Genomic DNA, 14455 nt, shown 5'->3' with positions numbered 1-14455 from the left:
CCGACCGCTAGCCGGGCCTCCGGACCACTGCACGGGATCGTCGCTGTCGACGATCTCTTCTGGCCGGTGCGGTCAGGCTTGCCGGTTCACTCCGCGCAACGCCCAGCCGCCGGGATACTGCCACCCTGCCCTGCAGGTGCGGACAAGTCCCAGCCAACTGTCTCGCCAACCGCTAGCCCAACCGAAACCGCCCCAGGAGGTCCTGCCTCCCGGTCGATTCGGAGCCAGGTTCCTGGCCCAGCGCGTCTGCACGATTCAGTTTCAAGTGGTTCGCACCCTCGTGCGCGCCTCTGTCCTGCTGGCGTTTCTCCCTCCTATGTCCTTCGGCATCCTTGGGAAGAAACTGGGCATGTCTCAGTTCTTCGACCCCAACGGCAAATCCATCCCGGTCACCGTGATCGAGGCGGGCCCTTGCCGCATCACCCAACTCAAGACTCCCGCCACTGACGGCTACAGCGCCGCTCAGATCGGCTTCGGCGAGACCCGCGACAAGCTCGTGAACAAACCCGCGGCCGGTCACCTGGCCAAGTCCGGGGACGAGCTGTTGCGTCACCTGCAGGAATACCGCCTCGAGTCCCTTGATGGGCTTGAGCTCGGTGCCTCCATCACTGTCGAGGCCTTCGAAGCCGGACAGAAGGTGGACGTGAGCGGCGACACGGTCGGCCGGGGGTTCTCCGGTTACCAGAAGCGTCATGGCTTCAGCCGCGGTCCGATGAGCCACGGCTCCAAGAATCACCGCGAACCCGGTTCCACAGGCGCCGGCACCACGCCTGGCCGCGTCTATCCGGGCAAGCGCATGGCGGGCCGCTACGGCGGCAAGCAGATCACCACCCGCGGCCTCACCATCCTCAAGGTGGACCAAGAGCGCAACCTGCTGGTGGTGAAGGGGTCGGTGCCTGGCAAGCCCGGCACCCTGCTCAGCATCCGACCCGCCCTGCGGGTCGGCGCCAAGGCCGCGAACTGAGGAGAAATCAGATGGTGAATTGTGTTGTTCGCGATTGGCAGGGCAAGGAGGCCGGCAAGGCCAGCCTTGACCTGAAGGTCGCCAAGGAATCCTCCGCAGCCGACCTGGTGCACAGGGCGGTGGTCAGGCAGCTGGCCAACGCCCGCCAGGGCACCGCCAGCACCCTCACCCGGGCCGAGGTCCGCGGTGGTGGTCGCAAGCCCTACAAGCAGAAAGGCACCGGCCGGGCACGGCAGGGCTCGATCCGCACCCCGCTGCGCCCAGGTGGTGGTGTGATCTTCGGGCCCAAGCCCCGCAGCTACACCCTGGCGATGAACCGCAAGGAACGTCGTCTGGCCCTGCGCACCGCGCTGATCAGCCGCGCCGCCGACATCGTGGTGGTGAAGGGCTTCGCCGCCGATCTTGAGGTCCCCAAAACCAAGGAGATCGTGGCGGCCCTCGATCGCTGGGACGTGCCGGCCGGCAGCAAGGTGCTGCTGGTGCTCGATGCCCCCGGCGACGTGGTGCGCCGCTCGGTGCGGAACCTTGAAAAGGTGAAGCTGATCGCCGCTGATCAGCTCAATGTGTTCGACCTGCTCCACGCCAATGTGCTGGTGTTGAGCGAAGAGGCACTGGCGAAGATTCAGGAGATCTACGGCGATGACTGAACGTTTCAATGGCCGGCTCGCGGACGTGATCCGCAAGCCGCTGATTACCGAAAAAGCCACCCGTGCCCTGGAACTCAACCAGTACACGTTCGAAGTGGATCCCCGGGCCGCCAAACCCGACATCAAGGCCGCCGTCGAACATCTGTTCGATGTCCATGTGGTCGGGGTGAGCACCATGAATCCCCCCCGTCGCAGTCGGCGGGTCGGCCGTTTCGCCGGCAAGCGCGCCCAGGTGAAGAAGGCCGTGGTGCGGCTCGCCCCTGGCGATGCCATCCAGTTGTTCCCAGAGGCCTGAGGGGTCTGAATCGTTATGGCAATCCGCAACTACCGCCCCTACACCCCCGGCACCCGCGGCCGCTCCTCCAGCGACTTCAGTGAAGTCACCGAGCGCCGTCCCGAGCGTTCACTGGTGGTGGCCAAACACCGCCAGAAAGGTCGCAACAACCGCGGTGTGATCACCTGCCGCCACCGCGGCGGCGGCCACAAGCGCCTCTACCGGCTCGTCGACTTCCGTCGCGACAAGACCGGGGTGGTCGCCCGCGTGGCCGCCATCCACTACGACCCCCACCGCAATGCGCGGCTGGCCCTGCTCTTCTACACCGACGGTGAGAAGCGCTACATCCTCGCTCCCGCTGGAATCACGGTGGGCCAGACGGTCGTCTCAGGGCCCGAGGCCCCGATCGAAGTGGGCAATGCCCTGCCGCTTTCGGCCATTCCCCTCGGCTCCAGCGTCCACAACGTCGAGCTGTACGCCGGCCGCGGTGGCCAGATGGTGCGCACCGCCGGAGCCAGCGCCCAGGTGATGGCCAAGGAAGGTGACTATGTCGCTCTCAAGCTGCCCTCCACCGAGGTTCGGCTGGTGCGTCGTGAGTGTTTCGCCACCCTGGGCGAAGTGGGCAACGCCGAAGTCCGCAACACCAGCCTCGGCAAGGCCGGCCGCACCCGCTGGCTCGGGCGCCGTCCCCAGGTGCGCGGCAGTGTGATGAACCCCTGCGATCACCCCCACGGTGGTGGTGAAGGCCGGGCTCCGATCGGCCGCTCCGGCCCTGTCACCCCCTGGGGCAAACCCGCTCTGGGCCTGAAAACCCGCAAACGCAACAAGCCCAGCAATCGGTTTGTGCTGCGGAAGCGTCGCCGCACCTCCAAGCGGAGCCGTGGCGGACGGGATTCCTGATGCTCAACACCGCAATGCTGTCTGCCTGATTCGTTATGGGACGTTCACTCAAAAAAGGACCCTTTGTCGCCGACCATCTTCTGCGCAAGGTCGAAGCGCAGAACAGCGCTGGTGACAAGACCGTGATCAAGACCTGGTCACGGGCCTCCACCATCCTGCCGATGATGATCGGCCACACCATTGCCGTTCACAACGGCAAGAGCCACGTGCCGGTCTACGTGACCGAGCAGATGGTGGGCCACAAGCTGGGGGAATTCGCCCCCACCCGCACCTTCCGGGGCCACATCAAAGACAAGAAAGGTGCCCGTTAAGGAGCGAATCACCATGGCCAACACCACCACCCCCAGCCAAGAAGCCCGCGCCCACGGCCGCTACATCCGCGGTTCCGTGTCCAAGGTGCGCCGGGTACTCGATCAGATCCGCGGCCGCACCTACCGCGAGGCGCTGATTCTGCTCGAGTTCATGCCTTACCGCTCGACCGGACCGATCACCAAGGTGCTCCGTTCCGCCGTGGCCAACGCCGAGCACAACATGGGTCTCGACCCAGCGTCACTCGTGATCAGCACCGCCAGCGCCGACATGGGTCCATCCCTGAAGCGCTTCCGGCCACGGGCCCAGGGCCGTGCCTACGCCATCAAAAAGCAAACCTGCCACATCAGCATTGCTGTGGCTCCTTCCGCCTGACCCCCGAGGACACCGCCCGATGGGACACAAGATCCATCCAACCGGCCTGCGCCTGGGGATCACCCAGGAACACCGCTCCCGTTGGTATGCCCCCAGCAAGACCTATCCGACCCTCCTCCAGGAGGACGACCGGATTCGCTGCTTCATTCACAAGAAGTACGCCTCAGCCGGTATCAGCGATGTGCTGATCGCCCGCAAGGCTGATCAGCTGGAGGTCGAGCTCAAGACGGCCCGACCCGGTGTGCTGGTTGGACGCCAGGGCAGCGGCATCGAGGAACTGCGCGCCGGAATTCAGAAAACCGTCGGTGATCGCAACCGCCAGGTACGCATCAATGTGGTGGAAGTGGAGCGGGTCGACGCCGACGCCTTCCTGCTGGCCGAGTACATCGCCCAGCAGCTGGAGAAGCGGGTGGCGTTCCGCCGGGTCATGCGCATGACCGTGCAGCGGGCCCAACGGGCCGGTGTGCTCGGTCTCAAGATCCAGGTGAGCGGGCGTCTCAACGGCGCCGAAATCGCCCGGACCGAATGGACCCGGGAAGGCCGGGTTCCGCTGCACACCCTCCGCGCCGACATCGACTACGCCACCAAGGTGGCCACCACCACCTACGGGGTGCTGGGTATCAAGGTGTGGGTGTTCAAAGGTGAAGTGCTTCCTGGTCAACAGGAAAAACTCCCGGTCGGGGCAGCACCACGGCGCCGTGCCAATCGCCGGCCCCAACAGTTCGAAGACCGCTCCAACGAGGAGTGAGCAGGAAGCCTGAACCATGCTGAGTCCACGTCGCGTCAAATTCCGCAAACAGCAGCGAGGCCGCATGTGCGGTGTCGCCAGCCGGGGCAACACCATTGCCTTCGGTCAGTTTGCGCTGCAGGCCCAGGAATGCGGGTGGATCACCTCCCGCCAGATTGAGGCCAGCCGCCGGGCCATGACCCGCTACGTCAAGCGGGGAGGAAAGATCTGGATCCGGATCTTCCCCGACAAGCCCGTCACCATGCGCCCCGCCGAAACCCGCATGGGTTCCGGTAAGGGCAACCCCGAGTTCTGGGTGGCCGTCATCAAGCCAGGTCGCATTCTCTTTGAAATGGGCGGTGCCGAAATCACCGAAACCATTGCCAAGGAGGCCATGCGCCTGGCCCAGTACAAGCTCCCCATCAAGACCAAGTTCCTGGCCCTTGACGAGCAGGAGAGCGCGGTCGAACCGGAGACCACCGTTCCTGTGGAGTCCTGAACCCATGGCCCGTCCTGACATCGCCGAGGTGCGCAAGCTCACCGACGCCGAAATCAGCGAACAGATCAACGCCTGCCGCCGCGATCTCTTCGATCTGCGCTTCCAGCAGGCCACCCGCCGCCTGGAGCACCCCCACCGCTTCAAGGAAAGCCGCATCAAGCTGGCCCACCTGCTGACGGTGCAGAAGGAGCGTCAGAGCTCCGCCCCCTCCGCCTCCTGATCCCCCCCACACCACCCATGGCACTCAAGGAAAGGGTCGGCGTCGTCGTCAGCGACAAGATGGACAAAACGGTGGTGGTGGCGGTTGAAAACCGCTTCCCCCATCCCATCTACCAGAAGACCGTCAGCCGCACCACCCGTTACAAAGCCCACGACGAAGACAACCGTTGTCGCGTGGGTGATCGGGTCCGCATCACCGAAACCCGTCCCCTCAGCCGCACCAAGCGCTGGGCCGTGGCCGAGGTTTTCACCACATCCGGCGCGAGCTGAGGAGATCCCACCATGATTCAGCAGGAAACTTTCCTCAACGTCGCTGACAACAGCGGGGCCAAGCGCATCCAGTGCATCCGGGTGCTGGGCACCAACCGTCGCTATGCCCACGTGGGTGATGTGATCGTGGCTGCCGTCAAGGACGCCATGCCCAACATGGGTGTCAAGAAGTCGGATGTGGTCAAGGCCGTGGTGGTGCGCACCAGGGCCACCCTGCGACGCGACACCGGCAATGCGATCCGCTTCGACGACAACGCAGCCGTGATCCTGGGTAACGACAACAACCCCAAAGGCACCCGGGTGTTCGGACCCGTTGCCCGCGAACTGCGGGAGCGCAACTTCACCAAAATCGTGTCTCTCGCCCCGGAGGTGATCTGAAATGGCCACAGCCACCCCAAAAGCCAGGCCCGTTCAACGGGTCAAGATGCGCATCCGCAAGGGTGACACCGTCAAGGTGATTGCCGGCAAGGACAGGGGCAAGACCGGTGAGGTCCTGCGCACCCTTCCCGACGAGAACCGCGTGGTGGTGCAGGGCATCAACCTGCGCACGCGCCACATGAAACCCACCCAAGAAGGTGAATCCGGCCGGATCCTCACGGAGGAGGCTTCCATCCACGCCTCCAACGTGATGGTGTTCTCCACCGCCAACAACGTTCCCAGCCGGGTGGAGCTCGTCGTCGAAGCCGACGGCACCAAGAAGCGCCGCCTCAAGAAGACGGGTGAAGTTCTTGCCTGAGGGTAAGGACGACCGCTCCCATCGCTGAACGCAACCCCGTCCGCTTTCTGACAACGCCCAGAAGCGCATTCCCCCATCCCCGCCATGTCACTCAAACAGCGCTATCGGGAGACGATCCAGCCCAAGTTGCTCAAGGATCTCACCCTCTCGAACATCCATGAAGTCCCCAAGGTGGTGAAGGTCACCGTCAACAGGGGACTTGGCGAAGCCGCCCAGAACGCCAAGGCCCTTGAAGCCTCGATCAGCGAGCTGGCCACGATCACCGGACAGAAGGTGGTGGTGACTCGCGCCAAGAAAGCCATCGCCGGCTTCAAGATTCGCCAGGGCATGCCGATCGGCGTGGCCGTCACCCTTCGGGGAGATCGGATGTATGCCTTCCTGGAGCGCCTGATCAACCTGGCCCTGCCACGCATCCGCGACTTCCGAGGGGTCAGCCCCAAGAGCTTCGACGGGCGTGGCAACTACACCCTGGGGGTGCGGGAGCAGATCATCTTCCCCGAGATCTCCTACGACAAGATCGACGCCATCCGTGGCATGGACATCACCATCGTGACCAGCGCCCGCAACGACGAAGAGGGCCGGGCCCTCCTCCGCGAGATGGGAATGCCGTTCCGCAGCAACTGAGCCCTCCCCGGATCCCAACCATGGCCAATCACGACCCGATTTCCGACATGCTCACCCGCATTCGCAATGCGAGTGAGAAGAAGCACCAGACCACCAAGGTGCCCGCTTCACGCCTCTCCCACAGCATCGCCAAGGTGCTGCAGCACGAGGGATTCATTGCCCAGATCAGCGAGGAGGGAGAAGGCGTCGAGCGCTTCCTCGTGCTCGAGCTGAAGTACAGCGGCAAGCATCGTCAGCCCACCATCCGCTCGGTGCAACGGGTGAGCAAGCCTGGCCTGCGCATCTACAAGAACACCCGTCAGCTCCCCAAGGTCCTCGGTGGCCTCGGTGTGGCCATCATCTCCACCTCCAAAGGGGTGATGAGTGACCGCGATGCCCGTAAGCAGGGCGTTGGCGGTGAAGTGCTTTGCTACATCTATTGATCAGGGAGTCGATCCATGTCTCGCATTGGTAAAGCACCGATACCCATTCCCGACAAGGTGAACGTCACCTTGGCCGGTCTGGCGGTCACGGTCAAAGGTCCCAAGGGTGAGCTCAGCCGCACCCTGCCCGATGGCGTGGTGGTCAGCCAGCAGGAGAACACCCTGCTGGTCACCCCCTCCAACGGAAGCCGCCGTTCCCGGGAGCGCCATGGCCTCTGCCGCACCCTCGTCGCCAACATGGTCGAGGGTGTGAGCCAGGGCTTCACCCGTAAGCTCGAGATCATCGGCGTGGGCTACCGCGCCCAGGTCCAGGGCCGCAAGCTCGTGGTCAGCGCCGGCTACAGCCACCCCGTGGAGGTCAACCCTCCCGAGGGCGTCAGCTTCACGGTCGAAGGCACCACCCAGGTGATGGTGTCCGGGGCCGACAAGGAGCTGGTGGGCAACGAAGCCGCCAAGATCCGCGCCATCCGCCCGCCCGAGCCCTACAAGGGCAAGGGCATCAAGTACGCGGGCGAGCGCATCCTGCGCAAGGCCGGCAAGACCGGTAAGAAATGAGGCCTGCCTGAGCGTTCCCACCCTGTACTGCCATGTCCACCCTTTCCAGAAAACAGCAGACCCAGAAGCGTCACCGCCGTCTGCGTCGCCATCTCAACGGAACCTCCGACCGTCCCCGGCTGGCCGTGTTCCGCTCCAACAACCACATCTACGCCCAGGTCATCGACGACGCGGCCCAGACCACACTCTGTGCGGCATCGACCCTCGACAAGGATCTGCGCAGCAGCCTCGAGTCCAGCGCCTGCTGTGACGCCTCCGTCGCCGTTGGTCAGCTGCTGGCCACCCGTGCCATCGCCAAGGGCATCCAGCAGGTGGTCTTCGACCGCGGTGGCAATCTGTACCACGGCCGGGTGAAGGCCCTCGCCGATGCCGCCCGGGAAGCGGGCCTTCAGTTCTGAACCGCCTCCAACCATGACCGAAACCAACGAACAGACCAGATCCAGCGACGTGCCCTCCGCGGCCGTCGGTGTTCCTGCCGCGGCGGAAGGCCAGCAGGAGCGCCGGGGCGGCGGCAACCGCGGGGGCAGCGGTGGTGACCGCCGCGGCGCCGGCGGTGGACGGCGGGGCGACAGCCGCCGCGGCCAGGAGCGCGACTCCGAATGGCAGGAGCGGGTGGTCCAGATCCGCCGCGTCTCCAAGACCGTCAAAGGCGGCAAGAAGATGAGCTTCCGCGCCATCGTCGTGGTCGGCAACGAACGCGGCCAGGTGGGTGTGGGCGTTGGCAAGGCCGGTGATGTGATCGGTGCCGTCCGCAAGGGCGTGGCCGATGGCAAGAAGCACCTGGTCAAGGTGCCCCTGACCCGTACCAGCTCCATCCCCACCGACGGCCGCGGTGTCGACGGTGCCGCCAGCATCCTGATGCGCCCGGCGGCTCCTGGTACAGGAGTGATCGCGGGCGGGTCGATCCGGACGGTGCTGGAGCTGGCCGGGATCAAGAACGTGCTGGCCAAGCGCCTCGGCAGCAAGACCCCCCTCAACAATGCCCGCGCCACAATTCAGGCGCTGCAGTCTCTGCGCACCCACAAGGAGACGGCCAAGGAACGGGGCATCTCCCTCGAGCAGATCTACTCCTGAGCCCCATGACCCTCTCTCTCAGCACCCTCACCCCCCAGACCGGTGCCAGGCGCCGCAAACTGCGCAAAGGCCGCGGCATCGCAGCCGGCCAGGGCGCCAGCTGCGGCTTCGGCATGCGCGGCCAGAAGTCCCGCTCGGGCCGCCCCACCCGCCCGGGCTTCGAGGGCGGTCAGATGCCTCTGTACCGGCGCCTTCCCAAGCTCAAGCATTTTCCCCTGGTCAACCCCAAGCACTTCACCGTGCTGAACGTGGGCCGGTTGGACGGACTCGAGGCCGGGAGCACCGTCACCCTCGACTCCCTGGTGGACGCCGGCCTGGTCACCAGCCCCAAGCACCCCTTGAAGATCCTCGGCAGCGGTGACCTGAGCGTCAAGCTCAGCGTCGAAGCGGCCGCCTTCACCGCCTCGGCCCGCGCCAAGATCGAGGCGGCCGGTGGCACCTGCGAGCTGATCGACTGATCGGCCAAGGCCTGACCCCTGTCCTTCAGGGATCCGCCAGGCAACCAGCCGTCTGCCGCCGTTCTTCGGATGCGCAGGCGGCTTTGCCGTCGTTGCCCCTTCCCCGCCAGTCCGTCCCTCGTCCCTTCTCACCATGCTCGTCAGCCGGGGCCGTAACCCCAGTGCCGCGGAAATCATCACCCAGGTGATCCAGTCCAAAGGACTGAGGGATCGGGTTCTCACCACCCTCGGCCTGCTGCTGCTGGTGCGTCTGGGGATCTACATCCCCGTGCCTGGCATCGATCGGGTGGCCTTCCAGCAGTTCATCCAGCAGGGCGGCCAGCTGATCGGTTTCCTGGACATCTTCACCGGCGGTGGCATCTCCACCCTCGGGGTGTTCGCTCTGGGGATCCTGCCGTTCATCAACGCATCGATCATCCTTCAGCTGCTCACCGCGGCCCTGCCCCAGCTGGAGGACCTCCAGAAGAACGAAGGGGAAGCCGGTCGGCGCAAGATCGCCCAGATCACCCGCTACGTGGCCCTGGGCTGGGGTCTGCTGCAAAGCACCGTTTTCGCACTGATCCTTCGCCAGTACGCCCTCCCAGGGATTCCCGTGCCGGTGTTCGTGATCCAGACCACCCTGGCGCTGGTCACCGGCGCGATGGTGGTGATGTGGATCAGTGAGGTGATCACCGAGCGGGGGATCGGCCAAGGAGCCTCCCTGGTGATCTTCGTGAACATCGTGGCCACCCTTCCCAGGGCGCTCGGCTCCACAGTGAAGCTGGCCGAAAGCGGGGATCGGGCCACCATCGGTGGAATCGTGGTGCTGGTGCTGATCTTCCTGGTCACGATCGTGGGCATCATTTTCGTGCAGGAGGGCAGCCGGCGCATCCCGATCGTCAGTGCCAAGCGACAGGTGGGGCAGGCCAGCCTCGCCAGCCGCCAGAGCTACCTCCCGCTCAAGCTCAACGCCGGCGGCGTGATGCCGATCATCTTCGCTTCGGCCGTGGTCTTCCTGCCCCTGACGATTGCCAACATCACCAGGGCCCCCTGGCTGATCCAGCTGTCCGGCTACCTCAACCCGAACAGCAGCACTCCCTGGCTCTACGCCCTGATCTTCTTCGCGCTGATCTGCGGGTTTTCACTCTTCTACGCGTCCCTCACGATCAATCCGATCGACATCGCCACCAACCTCAAGCGTGGTGGCGTGGCCATCCCCGGCGTCAGGCCCGGCTCCGCCACCGCCCAATACCTGAGCGGGGTGCAGAACCGGCTCACCCTGCTGGGTGGTCTCTTCCTCGGAGCGGTGGCGATCATCCCCTCGGCCGTGGAAGGCGCCACCCAGGTGCGCACCTTCCAGGGTCTGGGGGCCACCTCCTTGCTGATCCTTGTGGGCGTTGCCATCGACACCGCCAAGCAGGTGCAGACCTACGTGATCTCCCAGCGCTACGAAGGCATGGTGCGGGAGTAACCCCAGCCCACTGCCGCGCCCATCCCCGTCACCCCATCCCGCCATGTCCGACCGCCTTCTCTTCCTCGGCCCCCCCGGAGCCGGCAAAGGGACCCAGGCCCAGCTGCTGGCCGCTGAGCGCGATCTTCTCCACCTCTCGACCGGCGACTTGTTGCGGGCCGAAGTGCAGGCAGGCACGGAGCTGGGGGCGCAGGCCAAGGCCGTGATGGCCCGGGGCGAACTGGTGAGCGATGCCCTGGTCCTGGCGATCGTCAAGGCACGCCTGCTCAGCCACGACGGCGGCTGGTTGCTGGATGGCTTCCCGCGCAACCTGGCCCAGGCTGAAGCCCTCGCTGAGTTGCTCGAGGAGCTGAACCAGCCGATCGAGCATGTGGTGCTGCTGGAGCTCGACGACGGCATCCTGTTGCAGAGGCTGCTCAGCCGCGGACGCGACGACGACAACGAAGCGGTGATCCGCAACCGCCTGGAGGTCTACCGAGAGCAGACGGCACCCCTGATCGCCTTCTACCGCCAGCTGGGCCTGATCCGGGAGGTCGAGGCGGAAGGGGCCGTGGAGGCGGTGGCAGGCAGGATCAGCGACCAGCTTGGTCAAGCCCTGTGATACGTTAGCTGTTTGCAAAATGGAGAGCCACCGCCCATGAAGGTGCGTGCCTCAGTCAAGAAGATGTGCGACAAGTGCCGCGTGATTCGTCGCCACGGCCGGGTGATGGTGATCTGCACCAACCCCAAGCACAAGCAACGCCAGGGCTGACCCGCCCAGCGTTCGTCCTCCCCCAGTGCCCTTCGGGGCGCACCGCCCTGCCCTCACTGGCCGGGCTCCCTCTGCCCAACTGAATCGTTTTTTTCGTGGCTCGGATTGCCGGTGTCGATATCCCTCGCGACAAGAGGGTCGAGATTTCTCTCACATACGTCTATGGGATCGGGCTCAACCGGGCCCAGAAGATCCTGGCCAAGGCCGGCGTCAACCCCGACATCCGCGTCAAGGACCTCGACGACGGTGATGTCCAGAAATTGCGGGCAGCGGCAGAAACCTTCACCCTTGAAGGCGACCTGCGCCGTCAGGAGGGCATGGCCCTCAAGCGCCTGCAGGACATCGGTTGCCTCAGAGGCCGTCGCCACCGCATGGGTCTCCCCGTGCGCGGTCAACGCACCCGCACCAATGCCCGTACCCGCCGCGGCGCCCGCAAGACCGTGGCCGGCAAGAAGAAGTAATCCGCCCGCCTGAGCCCGTCTCCGCCGCTCAGCCCCACCATCCCTCCACCCCACCAGGCCCCCGTCCATGGCGAAGCCAGCCAAGAAAACCGGCGCGAAGAAAACCAAGCGCAATGTGCCCAACGGTGTGGCACACATCCAGAGCACCTTCAACAACACCATCGTGTCGATCACCGACACGGCCGGTGAGGTGATCTCCTGGTCGTCGGCCGGCGCCAGCGGCTTCAAGGGAGCTCGCAAGGGCACCCCCTTCGCCGCCCAGACCGCCGCTGAAGCCGCCGGCCGCCGGGCCCTGGAGCAGGGAATGCGTCAGATCGAGGTGCTGGTGCGCGGTCCTGGATCGGGCCGTGAAACCGCTATCCGGGCCCTGCAGGTGGCCGGCCTCGAGATCACCCTGATCCGCGATGTCACCCCCCTGCCCCACAACGGCTGCCGCCGCTCCAAGCGCCGCCGGGTCTGAGCATCCGTTTCCAGCCGCTCCTCGGCGTTCCTCTTCACCACCATCAGGCCGTGCATCAGTATCAGATCGATCGGGTCGAGCATCACATCGCCGACGACCGCTCCCAGACCGGTGTGTTCGTGATCGGGCCTCTGGACCGCGGTCAGGCCATCACCCTCGGCAACGCCCTGCGCAGGGTGCTGATGGGCGGCATGGAGGGCAGTGCCATCACAGCGGTGCGCATCGCCGGCGTGAACCATGAATACGCCACCATCCCGGGTGTGCGCGAAGACGTCCTCGACATTCTCCTGAACTGCAAGGAAGTCGTCGTCAACAGCCGTAACCGTGATCTGGAGATCGGCCGGCTGATCGTGAACGGTCCTGCCAGCGTCACCGCCGCCGACCTTCAGTTCTCCTCTCAGGTCCAGGTGATCGATTTCGATCGCCCGATCGCCACCGTGGCTGAAGGACACTCCCTGGAGCTTGAGGTTCATGTGGAGCGGGGTGTCGGCTATCGGCCGGTGGACCGTCATCACGAAGACACCAGCGCCATCGATCTGCTCCAGATCGATGCTGTGTTCATGCCCGTTCGCCGGGTGAACTACACCGTCGATGAAACGGCCGTGGGCGAAGGTGGGTCAGCCCGTGAACGCCTGCGTCTGGAGATCGTCACCAGTGGCTCGATCACACCCGACGACGCCATGGCCCAGGCCGCGAATCAGCTGATCCAGCTCTTCCAGCCTCTGGCCAGCCTGACCATGGTCGAAGAGCCGGGCCTGGAACCCGAACCCTCGGCTGAGAGCCAGATCCCCCTGGAGGAGCTGAATCTCTCTGTTCGGGCCTACAACTGCCTGAAGAGGGCCCAGGTCAATTCAGTCTCCGACCTGATGGGCTTCAGTTACGAAGATCTCCTCGAGATCAAGAACTTCGGCTCGAAATCAGCCGATGAGGTGATCGAAGCCCTGGAGCGCATCGGCATCTCCCTGCCCCAGAGCCGCACCACCGCCTGAGCGGCACCGTTTCCTCACCATCCCTTTTTCCATCTCCCGGAACCATGCGACACCAGTGCCGCGTCCCTCTGCTCGGACGACCCGCCGACCAACGCAAGGCTCTCCTGCGTGGACTCACCACCCAGTTGATCCGCGAGGGCCGCGTCACGACCACCAAGACCCGCGCCAAGGCCCTGCGTAATGAGGCCGAGCGGATGATCACCCTGGCCAAGGACGGCAGCCTGGCGGCCCGCCGTCGCGCCATCGGCTACATCTTCGACAAGCAGCTGGTGCACTCGCTGTTCGACAAGGCCCAGGAGCGCTACGGCGAGCGCAACGGGGGTTACACCCGCATCATCCGCACCGTCCCCCGCCGGGGTGACAATGCCGAGATGGCCATCATCGAGCTGGTCTGACGACCCACGTCGACACCACCTTGCCCTCGTCCAGCAGGCAGAGACCGGTCCAGAGGATCGCCCTCTGTCTGCAGTACGAGGGTTCTTCGTTTTGTGGCTGGCAACGCCAGCCCCATCAGCCCAGCGTGCAGGAGACCCTGGAGCGGGCCCTGGCCACGCTGGAGCCGCACCGCCCCCTGAAGGTCATGGCCGCAGGCCGCACCGACAGCGGAGTCCACGCGGCCGGCCAGGTGGTGCATTTCGAGGCCAGCGGACCGATTCCCCCCCAGCGCTGGGCAGCGGCCCTCAACGGCCGCCTCCCGGCCTCGATCAGGGTGAGGGCCGCCGCCGCCGTTCCCGGCACCTGGCACGCCTGCTTCTCCGCCAGCTACCGCCGCTATCGATACACGCTCTACAACGGCCGCAGACCCAACCTGTTTCTCGCCCCCTGGAGCTGGCACCGCTACCGACGGCGCCTCGATGAACGCGCCATGGCCACGGCCCTGCGCGGGTTACTGGGCTTCCATGATTTCAGTGCCTTCCAGCGGGCCGGCAGCCGCCGCCCCCACGCCCGCACCAAGGTGCAGGCCGTGAGCCTGGAGCGCCATGGCGACCTGGTGGTGGCCGAGATCCAGGCGAGCGGATTTCTCTACGGGATGGTGCGCCTGATCATGGGTCAGCTGGTGGCGGTGGGTGAAGGCCAGCTGAGCCTCGCCGGCTTCGAGCGGCGCTGGCAGCAGCGGGCCCGCTCGGAGGTGAAGGAAGCGGCCCCGGCCCAGGGGCTTTGCCTGCTGAGGGTGGGCTATCCCTCAGCTCCCTTCCCGCTGTCCGCCTGGTATGATGGCCAACCGCGGCACTGGCTGGAATGCCAGGACCCGCCTGAGCTTCCTACCCTGAGCCCGCCCACGCTGTAACCC

The 14455-nt window shown here is 65.4% G+C and carries 26 protein-coding genes; all 26 read left to right on the top strand.

What is annotated here, in order from left to right:
• Nucleotides 1-316 precede the first annotated feature (316 nt).
• The 26 genes from rplC to truA all read left to right on the top strand — a co-directional run bounded on the left by rplC (nucleotide 317) and on the right by truA (nucleotide 14452).
• Nucleotides 317-964, top strand: a complete 648-nt coding sequence (rplC, locus tag I1E95_RS10590) for a 50S ribosomal protein L3 (protein WP_197167402.1) — start codon at nucleotides 317-319, stop codon at nucleotides 962-964.
• Nucleotides 965-975: 11 nt separating this feature from the next.
• Nucleotides 976-1611, top strand: coding sequence for a 50S ribosomal protein L4 (rplD, locus tag I1E95_RS10585; protein ID WP_197162139.1), 636 nt, complete (start codon nucleotides 976-978; stop codon nucleotides 1609-1611).
• Complete coding sequence (locus I1E95_RS10580; RefSeq protein WP_094555099.1) at nucleotides 1604-1906, top strand: 50S ribosomal protein L23; 303 nt, start codon at nucleotides 1604-1606, stop codon at nucleotides 1904-1906. Before rplD ends, I1E95_RS10580 begins: the two co-directional genes overlap by 8 nt.
• A 15-nt stretch (nucleotides 1907-1921) precedes the next feature.
• Entirely contained in the window at nucleotides 1922-2785 is an 864-nt protein-coding gene (gene rplB / locus I1E95_RS10575) for a 50S ribosomal protein L2 (RefSeq protein ID WP_006173353.1), read from the top strand.
• A 35-nt stretch (nucleotides 2786-2820) separates the two neighbouring features.
• Nucleotides 2821-3096 carry a 30S ribosomal protein S19 gene (gene rpsS / locus I1E95_RS10570; protein WP_006173352.1) on the top strand — a complete coding sequence of 92 codons (276 nt, stop codon included), beginning with the start codon at nucleotides 2821-2823 and terminating at the stop codon, nucleotides 3094-3096.
• A 13-nt stretch (nucleotides 3097-3109) separates the two neighbouring features.
• Nucleotides 3110-3469, top strand: a complete 360-nt coding sequence (gene rplV / locus I1E95_RS10565; protein WP_197162137.1) for a 50S ribosomal protein L22 — start codon at nucleotides 3110-3112, stop codon at nucleotides 3467-3469.
• A 19-nt stretch (nucleotides 3470-3488) separates the two neighbouring features.
• A complete protein-coding gene (rpsC, locus tag I1E95_RS10560) occupies nucleotides 3489-4217 on the top strand; it encodes a 30S ribosomal protein S3 (protein ID WP_197162129.1) in 729 nt (242 codons plus the stop codon).
• 16 nt (nucleotides 4218-4233) lie between these two features.
• The gene (rplP, locus tag I1E95_RS10555; RefSeq protein WP_197162127.1) at nucleotides 4234-4695 is read left to right on the top strand and encodes a 50S ribosomal protein L16; all 462 of its coding nucleotides are present in this window, start codon (nucleotides 4234-4236) and stop codon (nucleotides 4693-4695) included.
• Between the two features lie 4 nt (nucleotides 4696-4699).
• Entirely contained in the window at nucleotides 4700-4915 is a 216-nt protein-coding gene (gene rpmC, locus I1E95_RS10550; protein ID WP_006173348.1) for a 50S ribosomal protein L29, read from the top strand.
• Nucleotides 4916-4932: 17 nt separating this feature from the next.
• Nucleotides 4933-5184 carry a 30S ribosomal protein S17 gene (gene rpsQ, locus I1E95_RS10545; protein WP_006173347.1) on the top strand — a complete coding sequence of 84 codons (252 nt, stop codon included), beginning with the start codon at nucleotides 4933-4935 and terminating at the stop codon, nucleotides 5182-5184.
• 12 nt (nucleotides 5185-5196) lie between these two features.
• Complete coding sequence (gene rplN / locus I1E95_RS10540; RefSeq protein WP_015109410.1) at nucleotides 5197-5562, top strand: 50S ribosomal protein L14; 366 nt, start codon at nucleotides 5197-5199, stop codon at nucleotides 5560-5562.
• Nucleotide 5563: 1 nt separating this feature from the next.
• Nucleotides 5564-5920 (top strand): 50S ribosomal protein L24, encoded by a 357-nt coding sequence (rplX, locus tag I1E95_RS10535; RefSeq protein ID WP_197162125.1) that lies wholly within the window; start codon nucleotides 5564-5566, stop codon nucleotides 5918-5920.
• Between the two features lie 84 nt (nucleotides 5921-6004).
• Nucleotides 6005-6544 (top strand): 50S ribosomal protein L5, encoded by a 540-nt coding sequence (rplE, locus tag I1E95_RS10530; RefSeq protein WP_006173344.1) that lies wholly within the window; start codon nucleotides 6005-6007, stop codon nucleotides 6542-6544.
• 20 nt (nucleotides 6545-6564) lie between these two features.
• A complete protein-coding gene (gene rpsH, locus I1E95_RS10525; RefSeq protein ID WP_006173343.1) occupies nucleotides 6565-6966 on the top strand; it encodes a 30S ribosomal protein S8 in 402 nt (133 codons plus the stop codon).
• 15 nt (nucleotides 6967-6981) lie between these two features.
• Nucleotides 6982-7521: a 50S ribosomal protein L6 gene (rplF, locus tag I1E95_RS10520; protein ID WP_006173342.1), complete on the top strand. Its 540-nt coding sequence runs from the start codon at nucleotides 6982-6984 to the stop codon at nucleotides 7519-7521.
• 32 nt (nucleotides 7522-7553) lie between these two features.
• Nucleotides 7554-7919: a 50S ribosomal protein L18 gene (gene rplR, locus I1E95_RS10515; RefSeq protein WP_006173341.1), complete on the top strand. Its 366-nt coding sequence runs from the start codon at nucleotides 7554-7556 to the stop codon at nucleotides 7917-7919.
• A 13-nt stretch (nucleotides 7920-7932) separates the two neighbouring features.
• Complete coding sequence (gene rpsE, locus I1E95_RS10510; RefSeq protein WP_197162123.1) at nucleotides 7933-8595, top strand: 30S ribosomal protein S5; 663 nt, start codon at nucleotides 7933-7935, stop codon at nucleotides 8593-8595.
• A gap of 5 nt (nucleotides 8596-8600) precedes the next feature.
• Nucleotides 8601-9053, top strand: coding sequence for a 50S ribosomal protein L15 (gene rplO / locus I1E95_RS10505; protein WP_197162121.1), 453 nt, complete (start codon nucleotides 8601-8603; stop codon nucleotides 9051-9053).
• A 133-nt stretch (nucleotides 9054-9186) separates the two neighbouring features.
• Nucleotides 9187-10503: a preprotein translocase subunit SecY gene (gene secY / locus I1E95_RS10500; RefSeq protein ID WP_197162119.1), complete on the top strand. Its 1317-nt coding sequence runs from the start codon at nucleotides 9187-9189 to the stop codon at nucleotides 10501-10503.
• A gap of 43 nt (nucleotides 10504-10546) precedes the next feature.
• Complete coding sequence (locus I1E95_RS10495) at nucleotides 10547-11104, top strand: adenylate kinase (RefSeq protein WP_197162117.1); 558 nt, start codon at nucleotides 10547-10549, stop codon at nucleotides 11102-11104.
• A gap of 36 nt (nucleotides 11105-11140) precedes the next feature.
• Entirely contained in the window at nucleotides 11141-11254 is a 114-nt protein-coding gene (gene rpmJ, locus I1E95_RS10490) for a 50S ribosomal protein L36 (RefSeq protein WP_006173336.1), read from the top strand.
• Nucleotides 11255-11349: 95 nt separating this feature from the next.
• Nucleotides 11350-11715 carry a 30S ribosomal protein S13 gene (gene rpsM, locus I1E95_RS10485; protein WP_197162115.1) on the top strand — a complete coding sequence of 122 codons (366 nt, stop codon included), beginning with the start codon at nucleotides 11350-11352 and terminating at the stop codon, nucleotides 11713-11715.
• Nucleotides 11716-11782: 67 nt separating this feature from the next.
• Nucleotides 11783-12175, top strand: coding sequence for a 30S ribosomal protein S11 (rpsK, locus tag I1E95_RS10480; protein ID WP_006173334.1), 393 nt, complete (start codon nucleotides 11783-11785; stop codon nucleotides 12173-12175).
• Nucleotides 12176-12225: 50 nt separating this feature from the next.
• Nucleotides 12226-13164, top strand: coding sequence for a DNA-directed RNA polymerase subunit alpha (locus I1E95_RS10475; RefSeq protein WP_197162113.1), 939 nt, complete (start codon nucleotides 12226-12228; stop codon nucleotides 13162-13164).
• Between the two features lie 44 nt (nucleotides 13165-13208).
• A complete protein-coding gene (gene rplQ / locus I1E95_RS10470; RefSeq protein ID WP_006173332.1) occupies nucleotides 13209-13559 on the top strand; it encodes a 50S ribosomal protein L17 in 351 nt (116 codons plus the stop codon).
• Nucleotides 13556-14452, top strand: coding sequence for a tRNA pseudouridine(38-40) synthase TruA (gene truA, locus I1E95_RS10465; RefSeq protein WP_231594983.1), 897 nt, complete (start codon nucleotides 13556-13558; stop codon nucleotides 14450-14452). Before rplQ ends, truA begins: the two co-directional genes overlap by 4 nt.
• Nucleotides 14453-14455 lie beyond the last annotated feature (3 nt).

The organism is Synechococcus sp. CBW1107 (genome assembly GCF_015841355.1).
In the GTDB taxonomy this organism is placed as follows: domain Bacteria; phylum Cyanobacteriota; class Cyanobacteriia; order PCC-6307; family Cyanobiaceae; genus Regnicoccus_A.
Note: the sequence above shows the minus strand (reverse complement) of the source record. Positions and strands in the feature narration are given on the sequence as shown.

Coding starts and splice junctions, on each gene's coding strand:
- rplR (WP_006173341.1), top strand. CDS start 7,554: ATGTCCACCCTTTCCAGAAAACAGCAGACCCAGAAGCGTCACCGCCGT.
- rpsQ (WP_006173347.1), top strand. CDS start 4,933: ATGGCACTCAAGGAAAGGGTCGGCGTCGTCGTCAGCGACAAGATGGAC.
- rplQ (WP_006173332.1), top strand. CDS start 13,209: ATGCGACACCAGTGCCGCGTCCCTCTGCTCGGACGACCCGCCGACCAA.
- rplO (WP_197162121.1), top strand. CDS start 8,601: ATGACCCTCTCTCTCAGCACCCTCACCCCCCAGACCGGTGCCAGGCGC.
- rplE (WP_006173344.1), top strand. CDS start 6,005: ATGTCACTCAAACAGCGCTATCGGGAGACGATCCAGCCCAAGTTGCTC.
- I1E95_RS10495 (WP_197162117.1), top strand. CDS start 10,547: ATGTCCGACCGCCTTCTCTTCCTCGGCCCCCCCGGAGCCGGCAAAGGG.
- rpsH (WP_006173343.1), top strand. CDS start 6,565: ATGGCCAATCACGACCCGATTTCCGACATGCTCACCCGCATTCGCAAT.
- rplC (WP_197167402.1), top strand. CDS start 317: ATGTCCTTCGGCATCCTTGGGAAGAAACTGGGCATGTCTCAGTTCTTC.
- rplD (WP_197162139.1), top strand. CDS start 976: ATGGTGAATTGTGTTGTTCGCGATTGGCAGGGCAAGGAGGCCGGCAAG.
- rpmJ (WP_006173336.1), top strand. CDS start 11,141: ATGAAGGTGCGTGCCTCAGTCAAGAAGATGTGCGACAAGTGCCGCGTG.
- rpsS (WP_006173352.1), top strand. CDS start 2,821: ATGGGACGTTCACTCAAAAAAGGACCCTTTGTCGCCGACCATCTTCTG.
- rplB (WP_006173353.1), top strand. CDS start 1,922: ATGGCAATCCGCAACTACCGCCCCTACACCCCCGGCACCCGCGGCCGC.
- I1E95_RS10580 (WP_094555099.1), top strand. CDS start 1,604: ATGACTGAACGTTTCAATGGCCGGCTCGCGGACGTGATCCGCAAGCCG.
- rpsC (WP_197162129.1), top strand. CDS start 3,489: ATGGGACACAAGATCCATCCAACCGGCCTGCGCCTGGGGATCACCCAG.
- rplV (WP_197162137.1), top strand. CDS start 3,110: ATGGCCAACACCACCACCCCCAGCCAAGAAGCCCGCGCCCACGGCCGC.
- rpsE (WP_197162123.1), top strand. CDS start 7,933: ATGACCGAAACCAACGAACAGACCAGATCCAGCGACGTGCCCTCCGCG.
- rplP (WP_197162127.1), top strand. CDS start 4,234: ATGCTGAGTCCACGTCGCGTCAAATTCCGCAAACAGCAGCGAGGCCGC.
- rpmC (WP_006173348.1), top strand. CDS start 4,700: ATGGCCCGTCCTGACATCGCCGAGGTGCGCAAGCTCACCGACGCCGAA.
- rplF (WP_006173342.1), top strand. CDS start 6,982: ATGTCTCGCATTGGTAAAGCACCGATACCCATTCCCGACAAGGTGAAC.
- secY (WP_197162119.1), top strand. CDS start 9,187: ATGCTCGTCAGCCGGGGCCGTAACCCCAGTGCCGCGGAAATCATCACC.
- rplX (WP_197162125.1), top strand. CDS start 5,564: ATGGCCACAGCCACCCCAAAAGCCAGGCCCGTTCAACGGGTCAAGATG.
- rplN (WP_015109410.1), top strand. CDS start 5,197: ATGATTCAGCAGGAAACTTTCCTCAACGTCGCTGACAACAGCGGGGCC.
- rpsK (WP_006173334.1), top strand. CDS start 11,783: ATGGCGAAGCCAGCCAAGAAAACCGGCGCGAAGAAAACCAAGCGCAAT.